14 protein-coding genes are annotated in these 12,451 nt (G+C 59.4%); 12 read left to right on the forward strand and 2 right to left on the reverse strand.

Translation table 11 applies throughout. From position 1 onward, the window contains the following. The first annotated feature begins 85 nt into the window (after window positions 1–85). From pilM to trpS, 12 genes are all read left to right on the forward strand, one after another. Window positions 86–868 carry a pilus assembly protein PilM gene (gene pilM, locus WFN61_RS17620; protein ID WP_144818044.1) on the forward strand — a complete coding sequence of 261 codons (783 nt, stop codon included), beginning with the start codon at window positions 86–88 and terminating at the stop codon, window positions 866–868. Beyond that, window positions 868–1,407 (forward strand): PilN domain-containing protein, encoded by a 540-nt coding sequence (locus WFN61_RS17625; protein WP_337038998.1) that lies wholly within the window; start codon window positions 868–870, stop codon window positions 1,405–1,407. The genes pilM and WFN61_RS17625 overlap by 1 nt, the downstream gene beginning before the upstream one ends. After that, a complete protein-coding gene (locus WFN61_RS17630) occupies window positions 1,391–1,858 on the forward strand; it encodes a HofO family protein (RefSeq protein ID WP_144818046.1) in 468 nt (155 codons plus the stop codon). Before WFN61_RS17625 ends, WFN61_RS17630 begins: the two co-directional genes overlap by 17 nt. Further along, window positions 1,848–2,255, forward strand: a complete 408-nt coding sequence (locus WFN61_RS17635) for a HofP DNA utilization family protein (protein ID WP_312235630.1) — start codon at window positions 1,848–1,850, stop codon at window positions 2,253–2,255. Before WFN61_RS17630 ends, WFN61_RS17635 begins: the two co-directional genes overlap by 11 nt. Then, window positions 2,164–3,405 carry a DNA uptake porin HofQ gene (gene hofQ, locus WFN61_RS17640; protein ID WP_312235631.1) on the forward strand — a complete coding sequence of 414 codons (1,242 nt, stop codon included), beginning with the start codon at window positions 2,164–2,166 and terminating at the stop codon, window positions 3,403–3,405. Before WFN61_RS17635 ends, hofQ begins: the two co-directional genes overlap by 92 nt. Before the next feature lie 306 nt (window positions 3,406–3,711). Beyond that, window positions 3,712–4,233 carry a shikimate kinase AroK gene (gene aroK / locus WFN61_RS17645; protein WP_003861630.1) on the forward strand — a complete coding sequence of 174 codons (522 nt, stop codon included), beginning with the start codon at window positions 3,712–3,714 and terminating at the stop codon, window positions 4,231–4,233. A gap of 54 nt (window positions 4,234–4,287) precedes the next feature. Continuing rightward, window positions 4,288–5,376, forward strand: coding sequence for a 3-dehydroquinate synthase (gene aroB / locus WFN61_RS17650; protein WP_144818049.1), 1,089 nt, complete (start codon window positions 4,288–4,290; stop codon window positions 5,374–5,376). 91 nt (window positions 5,377–5,467) lie between these two features. Next, entirely contained in the window at window positions 5,468–6,805 is a 1,338-nt protein-coding gene (gene damX, locus WFN61_RS17655) for a cell division protein DamX (RefSeq protein WP_312174520.1), read from the forward strand. Between the two features lie 65 nt (window positions 6,806–6,870). Continuing rightward, entirely contained in the window at window positions 6,871–7,695 is an 825-nt protein-coding gene (gene dam, locus WFN61_RS17660; RefSeq protein WP_144818051.1) for an adenine-specific DNA-methyltransferase, read from the forward strand. Between the two features lie 17 nt (window positions 7,696–7,712). Beyond that, window positions 7,713–8,390 (forward strand): ribulose-phosphate 3-epimerase, encoded by a 678-nt coding sequence (gene rpe, locus WFN61_RS17665; protein ID WP_042393104.1) that lies wholly within the window; start codon window positions 7,713–7,715, stop codon window positions 8,388–8,390. Further along, window positions 8,383–9,147: a phosphoglycolate phosphatase gene (gene gph, locus WFN61_RS17670; RefSeq protein ID WP_144818052.1), complete on the forward strand. Its 765-nt coding sequence runs from the start codon at window positions 8,383–8,385 to the stop codon at window positions 9,145–9,147. Before rpe ends, gph begins: the two co-directional genes overlap by 8 nt. After that, window positions 9,140–10,144, forward strand: coding sequence for a tryptophan--tRNA ligase (gene trpS, locus WFN61_RS17675; protein ID WP_144818053.1), 1,005 nt, complete (start codon window positions 9,140–9,142; stop codon window positions 10,142–10,144). Before gph ends, trpS begins: the two co-directional genes overlap by 8 nt. A gap of 58 nt (window positions 10,145–10,202) precedes the next feature. Here the strand turns inward: trpS and cysG are convergent, their stop codons facing one another. Together cysG and nirC are read right to left on the reverse strand one after the other, a co-directional pair. Further along, window positions 10,203–11,576, reverse strand: a complete 1,374-nt coding sequence (gene cysG / locus WFN61_RS17680) for a siroheme synthase CysG (RefSeq protein WP_144818054.1) — start codon at window positions 11,574–11,576, stop codon at window positions 10,203–10,205. 37 nt (window positions 11,577–11,613) lie between these two features. Further along, the gene (nirC, locus tag WFN61_RS17685; RefSeq protein ID WP_312282892.1) at window positions 11,614–12,420 is read right to left on the reverse strand and encodes a nitrite transporter NirC; all 807 of its coding nucleotides are present in this window, start codon (window positions 12,418–12,420) and stop codon (window positions 11,614–11,616) included. Window positions 12,421–12,451: the final 31 nt, after the last annotated feature.

Raw genomic sequence — 12,451 nt, forward strand, 5'->3', positions numbered from 1 at the left:
ATAAACAATCGCGGCGTAGTATAAAGGCAAGCCTGATGCATTGATATAGCCGTCACCCCGACGAACGATAAGGAGATCGCGATTTATGGCACTCGGTCGCTGGCGAATAGGCCTTCATATTCAGCAGGATGGCGTCTATGCCATCGCGCTAACGCAGGAAAAATCCCGCTTTGTGCTGCGCCGTTGGTGGCAGCTGCCGCTGGAAGCAGGGACGATTATTGACGGGCAGATTAGGCAGCCTGAACGTCTCTATATGGCGTTGCAGGCATGGAGTAAAACCCTGCCGCGCAGGCACCAGATTAGCATCGCTTTTCCAGCCGGCCGCACGCTGCAAAAGCGGCTGCCCCGGCCCGCCGTACGGCTAGGCGAAAGCGCCCAGCTACAGTGGGTGACCAACAGCCTCGCCCGCGAGCTGGGCATACCTGCCGACGACCTGCGCATCGACTACACCGATGACAGCGTACAGCGCGCTTACAGCGTGACGGCGGCGCAGACCAGTGACGTTGCCGCGTTGATGACGCTGGCGGATAACCTTAACCTGCATCTCTCGGCCATCACCCCTGACGCCTGTGCCCTCCAGCGCTTTATTCCGCTGCTTGTGCCGCCGCTGCGTTGGCTGGCCTGGCGTGACGCCTGCCAGTGGCTTTGGGCAACGCGCAGCGACTGGGGACGGCGCGCACATGAGGAGGCCAATACCGTTGATGAGCTGGCCCAGGTGCTGGGCCTGCCGCTGGCGGAGGGCTCACTTTGCAATGTCGAACCGGGCAGCTTCGACCCCTGGAGCGCCATTGCGCGGCTGTGCCCACCGCTGCCGGAAAACGGCACGGCCTGGGCGGTCGCCATTGGCCTGGCGCTGGGAGGTGAATAGTGGCGCAGGCGGTCAACTTTCTTCCCTGGCGTGCCCGACAGCAGCGCCGCTGCCTGCGCATCTGGATAACGCTCTTCTCTGCTAGCCTGCTGCTAATTGTGCTGCTGGCCACGGTGCTGCGAATGTACGCGTTGCAGGAGAACCAGCGGCTAACATGGGTGCAGCAGGCGGGCGTAACGTTGCAGGCAGGGCTGGCCCAGCGCCAGACGCGCCTGCTTGCCCAGCAGGCAGAGCGGCAGGCTCGGCAGCAGCGTCATCAGCGGTTACAGGCCACGCGGGAGTGGCAGCAGACGTTAACCCGTCTTGCTGACGCGCTGCCAGCGCAGGCGTGGCTGAGTGAGCTGCGCTTTCAGCAGGGGACGCTGTCGCTGGCAGGCTATGCGGTGAGCTTCGCGGCGCTAGGTGAGCTGGAAACGGTACTCAATGCATTTCCTGGGCTACGAATGAGTAAGCCCGGGGCTGCCTCGCGGGATACCCAGGGGCGCTGGCAGTTTAATTACGCTCTGCTTCCGGACGCGCCTCATGCACCTCAATCCTGAGCGTTGGCTCTCGCTCTCTGCCCATAGCCGAAGCGCCATCTGGCTGACAATCGCCTTAGGCTGCGCCGCGCTGGCCTGGCTCCTGGCGGTGCGGCCATGCATACACGAGCAGACGCAGCGGCTGGCCGAGATCCGTGCCCAGCAGCAGAGCCGCAGCCAGCTGTGGGCAGGCGTGATGCCGCTGCGCCAGGCAGAGGAGCTGGCGACCTCTGCGATCCTACCCGAGCGCGCTTTTTCCGCGCTGGCTTTCCAGACCGGCAGCGCCCGGCTGCTGAGCTGGCATCCGAACGCCCGCGGCGGTGAGCTGGTGCTGCAAACCGGGTGGCAGGATGTGCCCGAGACCTTTGCCCGCCTCGCCAAACAGCGTATGCAGGCCACCGCCTTTTCATTGGCGTTAAAAGAGGGCGTGCTGCATCTGCGCCTTGAGCTGGAGAGCAGCGATGGCTCCTGACACACGCCGGGTATGGCTACTGGCCCTGCCGCTGCTGCTCGGCATGCGCGATCCTTTTCAGCCGCTGCCGGACCGCTGTCAGACGGCGATGCTGGCCCAGTGGCGCTACCAGGGTTTTATTGACGTTAACGGTCATCGCCGGGGCGTGCTGCGTAACGCCGAAGGACGGTGGATCAGAGCGGCGGCGGGAGGGCGTCTGCCACCCGGCTGGCAGGTCGTCTCGGTTACGGAGCAGACGTTGCACATTGCCACCGCTGCAGGTTGCGAACCAGCGCAGTGGCAGTGGCAGCGACAAGGAGCTAAGGATGAAAAAATGGATAGCGGCAGCCGGGCTGCTTCTCAGCATGCTGCCAGCATGGGCAAAAAGCCCGCTACCGGTGACGCTGGCCGTCGATGATGTTCCGGTGGTGCAGGTGCTGCAGACCCTGGCAGAGCTGGGTCGCTACAACCTTGTCGTTGCGCCAGAGGTCAGCGGCACCCTCTCTCTGCATTTGGTAAACGTTCCGTGGCAGCAGGCTTTGCAGACGGTGCTCTCCAGCGCGGAGCTGATCGTGCAGAAAGAGAACAGCGTTCTCCAGGTGCATACCCAGGCGTGGGGAGAGCAGCAGCAGGAGAAACGTGAGGCCGACAGGGCGAAGCAGCAGAGCGCTCTGCCGCTGGTGGAGAAGAGCGTTACGCTACGCTATGCCGAGGCGGAAGAGCTGGCCAGGGCGGGTGGAAAGCTGCTCAGCCCGCAGGGCACGATGATGGCCGACAAACGCATGAACCGCCTGCTGCTGCGGGACAACGCGGCTTCGCTGCAGGTCATAGCGCGCTGGATCGCAGAGATGGATCTACCGGTCGCCCAGGTAGAGCTGTCGGCGCATATCGTAACGATTAATGAAAAGAGCCTGCGTGAGCTCGGGGTGAAGTGGACGCTAGCCGAAGCGCAGGCGGCAGGGAAAATTGGCGATGTCACCACGCTCAGTAGCGATCTCTCGGTGAGCGAGGCCACGACGCGCGTGGGCTTTAATATCGGACGCATCAATGGCCGCATGCTGGACGTCGAGCTGTCGGCCCTTGAGCAGGCGCAGCAGCTGGAAATCATCGCCAGCCCGCGTCTGCTCGCCTCTCATCAGCAGCCAGCCAGCATCAAGCAGGGGAGCGAAATTCCCTATCAGGTCTCCAGCGGGGAAAGCGGCGCGACCTCGGTCGAGTTCAAGGAGGCGGTGCTGGGAATGGAGGTAACGCCAACGGTGCTACAGGACGGTAGGGTGCGTCTAAAGCTGCATATCAGCCAGAATATGCCCGGCCAGGTGCTTCAGCAGGCGGATGGCGAAGTGTTAGCTATCGATAAGCAGGAGATCGAAACTCAGGTCGAAGTCGGCAGCGGTGATACGCTGGCGTTGGGCGGCATCTTTCAGCAACAGAAGAAATCCGGCAGCGAGAGCGTGCCTGGGCTGGGCAGCGTGCCCTGGCTGGGACGTCTTTTTCGCCATGAGGGTAACGATAACAAGCGGCGCGAGCTGGTGGTTTTCATCACGCCACGCCTTATGCCGCTGCATTAAGGCGGGAAGGGCGCAGCTCAAATATGATGATTTTTGCCATGAACTGAACTCAGGTGTTTGACGTGAGACATGAATTAGCTTACAAGGAGTACCGATTTTGAGCGTCAGCTACTCCCGTCTTACCTCAATTGGCCTCTTCGCAAGGTTGGTGATTTATTCAGTTGCCAAAACAGCGCGAGTATTGAGATAATTTTCAGTCTGATTCTCGAACTTACGCATATGAGGTTTCAGTTCATGTCCTGCTCCGCCAGGTGTCTGCGAAGTGGGTTTACCATTAACGAATAGTCTTATAGTAGTACCGAAAAAATGGCAGAGAAACGCAATATCTTTCTGGTTGGGCCTATGGGTGCCGGCAAAAGCACTATTGGGCGTCAGTTAGCTCAACAACTCAATATGGAATTTTACGATTCTGATCAAGAGATTGAGAAACGAACCGGAGCTGATGTGGGCTGGGTCTTCGATGTAGAAGGTGAAGAAGGTTTCCGCGATCGCGAAGAAAAGGTCATTAACGAACTGACCGAGAAGCAGGGCATTGTGCTGGCGACAGGCGGCGGCTCTGTGAAATCCCGCGAAACCCGTAATCGTCTCTCCGCCCGTGGCGTAGTGGTGTATCTGGAAACCACTATCGAAAAGCAGCTGGCTCGTACTCAACGCGATAAAAAGCGTCCACTGTTACAGGTGGAGACGCCGCCGCGAGAAGTTCTCGAAGCGCTGGCCGACGAACGGAATCCTCTCTATGAAGAGATTGCCGACGTCACCATCCGCACCGACGATCAGAGCGCAAAAGTGGTTGCAAACCAGATTATTCATATGCTGGAAAGCAACTGATTCTGGCTTACTATAACGCCTGCAGGTTTACGCAATTAAGGTGGATGTCGCGTCATGGAGAGGATCACCGTCACTCTTGGGGAACGTAGTTACCCAATCACCATCGCGGCTGGTTTGTTTAACGATCCAGCTTCCTTTTTGCCGTTGAAGTCAGGCGACCAGGTCATGCTGGTCACTAACGAGACGCTGGCTCCGCTCTATCTTGAAAAAATCCGCCATGTTCTTGAACAGGCGGGTGTGCGGGTTGACAGCGTCGTGCTGCCGGACGGTGAGCAGTACAAAAGCCTGGCGGTACTGGATACGGTTTTCACCGCCCTGTTGCAAAAACCTCATGGGCGCGATACGACGCTGGTGGCACTTGGCGGCGGCGTGGTAGGCGATCTTACCGGCTTTGCGGCTGCGAGCTATCAACGTGGCGTGCGCTTTATTCAGGTGCCCACCACGCTCCTTTCTCAGGTCGATTCGTCCGTTGGCGGCAAGACAGCGGTGAATCACCCTCTCGGCAAAAATATGATCGGCGCGTTCTACCAGCCCGCCTCGGTGGTCGTCGATCTCGACTGCCTGGCGACGCTTCCCGCGCGCGAACTCTCCTCTGGCCTGGCTGAAGTCATCAAGTACGGCATCATTCTTGACGCCGCATTCTTTAGCTGGCTGGAAGAGAATCTCGATGCGCTTCTGCGCCTCGACGGTCCCACCATGGCCTACTGCATTCGCCGCTGTTGTGAACTAAAAGCCGAAGTTGTCGCCGCGGACGAGCGCGAGACCGGCTTACGTGCTTTACTCAACCTGGGCCACACGTTTGGTCACGCTATCGAAGCCGAAATGGGCTACGGTAACTGGCTGCACGGTGAAGCGGTGGCGGCGGGAATGGTCATGGCAGCACGCGCGGCCGAACGCCTCGGGCAGTTTAGCCGGGACGATACGCAGCGAATCATTACCTTACTCACGCGCGCTGGCCTGCCGGTCAACGGTCCGCGGGAGATGTCCGCAGAGGCGTATATTCCTCACATGCTGCGTGACAAAAAGGTGCTGGCGGGCGAGATGCGTTTAGTCCTGCCGCTGGCGATAGGGAAGAGTGAAGTCCGTGGCGGAGTGCCACATGATGTTGTTCTTGGCGCCATTGCTGATTGCCAGCAGGCGTGAAAACGAGAAAGGTCTGGCCACGCCAGTCGTGGTGTTTAACTTCGGGCAATGCGCACTAGTGGTAGGCATTAGCCTTTGAGTGGGGTGTTAAATGGATGAATTCAAACCAGAAGACGAGCTGAAAACCGATCCCAGCGATCGTCGTCCTGGTCGTACGCGCCAGTCTTCTGAACGCGACAGCGATCCGCAGATCAACTTCGATGATGTCGATCTGGACGCTGACGATCGTCGCCCTTCACGGACGCGTAAAGCACGTGAAGAGAGTGACGAAAGCTATGAGGAAGAGGAGCTGGAGGAGAGCGCCGTGGATGAGGAGCGCGTAGAGCGTCGCCCTCGCAAGCGTAAAAAAGCCCCTGCCGCTAAACCTGCCTCCCGCCAGTACCTGATGATGGGGCTGGGGATCCTGGTTCTACTCCTGCTGATCGTCGGCATCGGATCCGCGCTGAAGTCACCTGCCGATAAGTCCGGCAGTGAACAGGCATCCTCGGAGAAGAGCGTCAACCTGTCAGATAACGCCGCCGACCAGGCCAACGGCACGCAGCCTGCGCCGGGCGCGACTTCGGCTGAGCAGACGGCGGGTAATCCGCAGGATGTCTCTCTGCCGCCGATCGCCTCTACGCCAACCCAGGGGCAGACACCTGCCGCGCCGGAAGGCCAGCAGCGCGTTGAAGTGCAGGGCGATCTGAACAACGCCCTGGCGCAGCCGCAGAACCAAAACCAGGTAGACAGCGTGGCGGTGAACTCCACTCTGCCAACCGAGCCCGCTACCGTAGCGCCAGTGCATAACGCGAAAGCAGCAGAGTCGCGCCAGACCGCCGCGTCTGAGCGTCAGGCCTCCGCAACCGAGCACCGCGCCGCGCCGCGCACCGAGCGCCAGCAGGCGGTAATCGAGCCGAAGCCAACCCAAAGCGCGCCGAAAGCAGCAGCCCAGCCGAAGCGCACCGAGACGGCGGCCACGACCGCGCCAGCGACGACCAGCACGGCCCAGCCAAAAGCAACGGCCAGCGCAGCCCCTGCGGCGAAACCGTCCGCAGCGGTCACGGCAACGGCACCGACCCAGTCGGCGAAGCCTGCCACGACCCCTGCGCCAGCGGCCGCCGCACCGGCAGCAGCAGCGCCTGCGGCCACGGCTAATGCCTCTACTGGCAACGTGGGTTCCCTGAAGTCAGCGCCGGGCAGCCACTACACGCTGCAGCTGAGCAGCTCGTCGAACTACAACAACCTGAACGCGTGGGCGAAGAAAGAGAACCTGAAAAACTTCGTGGTTTATCAGACTTCGCGTAACGGTCAGCCGTGGTACGTATTGGTAAGCGGTGTCTATGCGTCGAAAGATGATGCTAAACGCGCCGTCTCTACGCTGCCAGCCGACGTGCAGGCGAAAAACCCGTGGGCGAAGCCGCTGCATCAGGTGCAGGCCGATCTCAAGTAATGAGTAAAGCGCAAATGCTGTCGGGCTCACGCCCCAGCTGCAAAGGGTGTCATTAGTTAGTCAGCATGAAAAAAAATCGCGCTTTTCTGAAATGGGCAGGGGGGAAATACCCCCTGCTCGACGACATTAAAAAGCATTTACCACCCGGTGAGTGTCTTATAGAACCCTTCGTCGGGGCCGGGTCGGTATTTCTGAATACCGACTTTTCTCGCTATATCCTTGCGGATATCAACAGCGATCTGATCGGTCTCTACAACATCGTTAAAACCCGCACCGATGAGTATGTCCTCAACGCCCGCGAGCTGTTTACGCCGCAGCATAACCAGGCTGAGGTCTACTACCGGCTGCGTACCGAGTTCAACCAGTGCCGGGATCCGCTGCGGCGCGCGGTGCTGTTTTTATATCTAAACCGTCACGGCTATAACGGTCTGTGCCGCTATAACCTGCGCGGCGAGTTTAACGTGCCCTTTGGCCGGTATAAAAAACCCTACTTCCCGGAAGCCGAGCTGTACCACTTTGCTGAAAAGGCCCAGAACGCAGAGTTTCGCTGCCTCTCGTATGAGGCGTGCATGGAACTCGCCGACGTTAATTCCGTGGTCTACTGCGATCCGCCCTATGCACCTCTCTCTGCGACGGCGAACTTTACCGCCTATCATACCAACAGCTTTAGTCCGCTAGAGCAGGCGCGTCTGGCAGAGATGGCGGAATTACTGGTCAGTAAGCAAATCCCAGTGTTAATTTCGAATCACGATACGCCGGACACCCGTGAGTGGTACAAAGCCGCGACGCATTTTCAGGTTAAAGTGCGCCGCAGTATCAGCAGCAACGGTGGCACACGCAAAAAGGTGGACGAACTGCTGGCGCTCTATCGCCCGGCAGACAAAAAATAGTTCTCAAGGAGATGCGGATGAAACAGTATTTGATTGCCCCTTCAATTCTGTCGGCTGACTTTGCCCGCCTGGGTGAGGACACCGCTAACGCGCTGGCGGCCGGTGGCGACGTGGTGCATTTTGACGTCATGGATAACCACTACGTCCCCAATCTGACGATGGGGCCGATGGTATTGAAAGCCCTGCGCGACTATGGCATCACCGCCCCCATTGACGTCCACCTGATGGTGAAACCGGTAGACCGTTTGATCCCCGATTTCGCTGCCGCAGGGGCGAGCATTATTACTTTCCATCCCGAAGCCAGCGAACACGTCGACCGCTCGCTGCAGCTGATCAAAGAGCACGGCTGTAAAGCGGGGCTGGTGTTCAACCCGGCAACCTCTCTGAGCTGGCTTGACTACGTCATGGACAAACTCGATGTGATCCTGCTGATGTCCGTCAACCCGGGCTTCGGCGGCCAGAGCTTTATTCCTCATACGCTCGACAAGCTGCGCGAAGTGCGCCGTCGCATCGATGCTTCCGGCTATGACATTCGCCTTGAGGTTGATGGCGGCGTGAAGGCGGATAACATCGGTGAAATTGCCGCCGCAGGCGCAGATATGTTTGTCGCTGGCTCGGCTATTTTTAACCAGCCGGACTACCGTAGCGTGATCGATAAAATGCGCAGCGAACTGGCAAAGGTTCATCATGGCTAAGAAAATCGATGGAATTCAGGCTATTGCCTTCGATCTCGACGGTACGCTGGTCGATAGCGCTCCGGGTCTGACCCACGCCGTAGACCAGGCGCTCTATGCCCTGGAGCTGCCCGCTGCCGGTGAGGCTCGGGTAGTCACGTGGATCGGCAACGGCGCTGACGTGCTGATGCAGCGGGCGCTGGCATGGTCTCGTCAGGAGCACGCCAGCCAGCGTGCAATGGCGGGCAAACCGGCAATCGATCACGCGGCTATTCCCGAAGAGGAGCAGGCCCGCATTCTGCGCAAGCTTTTCGATCGCTACTATGCCGACGTGGTTGAAGAGGGCAGCTTTCTCTTCCCGGACGTAGCCGCCACCCTGGCCGCCCTGCATGAAGAGGGCTATCCGCTGGCGCTGGTAACCAATAAGCCGACGCCGTTTGTTGCGCCCCTGCTGGAGGCGCTGGATATTGCCCGCTATTTCACGCTGGTGATCGGCGGTGACGATGTCAAAAACAAAAAGCCGCACCCGGAGCCGCTGCTGCTGGTCGCGGAGAAGCTCGGGGTGACGCCGCAGGCGCTGCTGTTTGTTGGCGATTCGCGGAATGATATTCAGGCGGCGAAAGCGGCTGGCTGCTGTGCCGTGGGCCTCACCTACGGCTACAACTACGGCGAAGCCATCGCGCTGAGCGAACCGGATCATATCTTCGACCATTTCAAAGAGTTACTGCCCGCGCTTGGGCTTCCATATAGTGAACATCAGGAACAGAAAAATGACTAAGCCCATCGTCTTTAGTGGCGCACAGCCCTCAGGTGAACTGACCATCGGCAACTATATGGGTGCGCTGCGTCAGTGGGTAACCATGCAGGATGACTACGACTGCATCTACTGCATCGTGGATCTCCACGCCATTACCGCCCGTCAGGATCCAGAGAAGCTGCGCAAGGCTACCCTGGATACGCTGGCGCTCTACCTGGCCTGCGGGATCGATCCCGAGAAGAGCACCATTTTCGTGCAGTCCCACGTGCCGGAGCATGCGCAGCTTGGCTGGGCGCTGAACTGCTACACCTATTTCGGCGAGCTGAGCCGCATGACCCAGTTTAAGGATAAGTCAGCGCGCTACTCTGAGAACATCAACGCCGGCCTGTTTGACTATCCGGTGCTGATGGCGGCAGACATTTTGCTCTATCAGACTAACCAGGTACCGGTTGGTGAAGATCAGAAGCAGCACCTTGAGCTGAGCCGCGATATCGCCCAGCGTTTTAACGCTATCTACGGTGACGTGTTTAAAGTACCGGAGCCGTTCATTCCGAAATCCGGCGCGCGCGTAATGTCCCTGCTGGAGCCGACCAAGAAGATGTCCAAGTCTGACGATAACCGCAACAACGTTATCGGCCTGCTGGAAGATCCGAAGTCGGTGGTGAAGAAGATCAAACGTGCGGTAACCGACTCCGAAGAGCCGCCGGTCGTGCGCTACGATGTGAAGGAGAAGGCGGGCGTCTCTAACTTGCTGGATATCCTCTCTGGCGTGACCGGACAGAGCATTGCCGAGCTGGAGCAGCACTTCGAAGGTAAAATGTACGGCCACCTGAAGGGTGAAGTGGCGGAAGCGGTCTCTGGCATGCTGACCGAGCTTCAGGAGCGCTACCACCGCTACCGTAACGATGAAGCCTTCCTGCAGCGCATTATGAAAGAGGGTGCCGAGAAAGCCAGCGCCCGCGCCGCAGAGACGCTGAAAGCGGTATACGCAGCGATTGGCTTTGTGGCCAAGCCGTAATTTTCGGATGTAATATGTAGGCCCGGCAAGCGTAGTGCCGCCGGGCGTTTTTCAAAAATCAGTGGTGCGAGAACCAGTTCAGCTTGTCACGCAGGGCGACGACGCGGCCAACGATAATCAGCGCCGGGCTCTCAACCTGCTGCGCCAGCGTACCCAGCTCGCTCAATACCCCGCTCACGACCCGCTGCTGTACCGCCGTACCGTTTTCCACCAGCGCGACCGGCATGTCCGCCTGCATCCCATGCTCGATCAGCTTCTGCTGGATCGTTGCGGCCTGATTGAGCCCCATATAGAACACCAGGGTCTGCTTCTCTGCGGCCAGGTTTTCCCAGTCCAGCTCGCCGCCGGTTTTCAGGTGGCCGGTGATCAGCCGCACGCTCTGGGCGTAGTCGCGGTGGGTCAGCGGAATGCCCGAGTAGGCGGAGCAGCCCGAGGCAGCGGTAATGCCCGGCACCACGGAGAAAGGGATCCCCGCGTGGCACAGCGTCTCCAGCTCTTCGCCGCCGCGACCAAAGATAAACGGATCGCCACCCTTCAGGCGCACCACACGCTTGCCGGACTGCGCCTGGCGCAGCAGGATCTGGTTAATCTCCTCCTGCGGCACGCAGTGATAGCCCGCACGTTTACCGACAAAAATACGGTCGGCGTCGCGGCGCACCAGGTTCATAATGTCGTCGGAGACCAGGCGGTCATAGACCACCACGTCCGCCTGCTGGATCTGCTGGAGGCCCTTCAGCGTCAGCAGCCCGGCATCGCCCGGCCCTGCGCCAACCAGCACCACTTCCCCGCGGTTATCGAGCGGCGTGTTAAACAGCGACTCCGTCTCGTTGTCGATGGCAAGGCGATCGCTGTTGGCCAGATACTGGGCAAGACGGTCGTTGGTGAAAAACTTCTCCCAGAAGCGGCGGCGCTCGGCCATGGTGGCGAAGGTGGCCTTCACCCGTCCACGCAGGGTGCCAGCGTAGCCAGCAATTTTGCCAAGGTGCAGCGGCAGCAGCGACTCCAGCTTTTCCCGCAGCAGGCGCGCCAGGACCGGCGAGGTGCCGCCGGAGGAGATCGCTACCATCAGCGGCGAGCGGTCGATGATTGACGGCATGATAAAGCTTGCCTCTTTCGGTGCATCAACCACGTTACAGAAGATGCGGCGCGCTTCCGCCGCATCGCTGACCTGCTGATTGACCGCATCGTCGTCGGTAGCGGCAATCACCAGCCAGCAGGGATCGAGCAGCGCCTCATTAAAGTGGCCCTCTACCAGAGTGACCATGCCCTCGTCCGCCCACACGGTAAACTGCGGATCGAAGTGCAGCGCATTGACGGTAAGCCGCGCACCGGCTTCCAGAAGTAAGCGGGCTTTACGCTCTGCGACATCGCCACCGCCGACGAGCAGGCAGTCGCGATCGCGTAACTGGCAAAAAATAGGAAGATGGTGCACGACGTAACCTCGTTGTAGTTTTAAGCGCTAACTCGCTTTAAGGGCTAACGGTTTCCTGCGCGGCGTTTTTAGCTGGTATAGGACGCTCTGCGCGAGGGGTAGCATACCAATATCCCAGTCCCATAAATATGGCTCCGGATAAAGTATTCCCCAGGGTTACCCACAAAAGGTTATGCCCAATACCGGACAGGGTGTAGGCGTCGCTGTGATGACCAAACCAGGATAGGGCGAACAGAGTCATGTTGGCGACCGAGTGCTCATAGCCAGAGGCGATAAATGCCAGCAGGCACCACCAGATAGCAAGGAATTTCCCCGCGCCTTCGGTACGGATCGCCATCCAGATCGCCAGACACACCAGCCAGTTGCAGAGCACACCCTTGAAGAACAGCACGCTGGCAGGAGCGCTGGTTTTTGCCAGCGCTACGGTGTGCACCAGGCTGGTATCGACCGACAGCAGGCTACCGCCGCCCCAGAAGTAGAGCAGGGCAACAAAAACCGACCCCACCAGATTACCTAGCCAGGTCTGCGGCAGGATCGTCCACATCTGGCCGCGGCTGATGGTGCCCGCTTTCACGCCCAGGGTCAGGAACATGGTGTGGCCGGTAAACAGCTCGGAGCCAGCGATGATCACCAGCGTCAGCGCGATGCCGAAGGTCGCGCCCATTACCAGCGGACGTACCGCCGGGTCAAGCAGGTTGCCAAGGGTAAAGATGAGGATAATCGCCAGGCCCACGTAGGCGCCGGCCATTGCAGAGCTGATCCAGAAGCCCAGCGGATTATCTGTAGAGAGGCGTGCAATGCGCGCAGCGTTAGCCGCACACTTGTTGATAGTGTCTGCGAACATGATGATTATCCAAAGTTAAATAGAAAAAAGC

The organism is Pseudescherichia sp. AS216, assembly GCF_037152055.1.
GTDB lineage: Bacteria > Pseudomonadota > Gammaproteobacteria > Enterobacterales > Enterobacteriaceae > Pseudescherichia.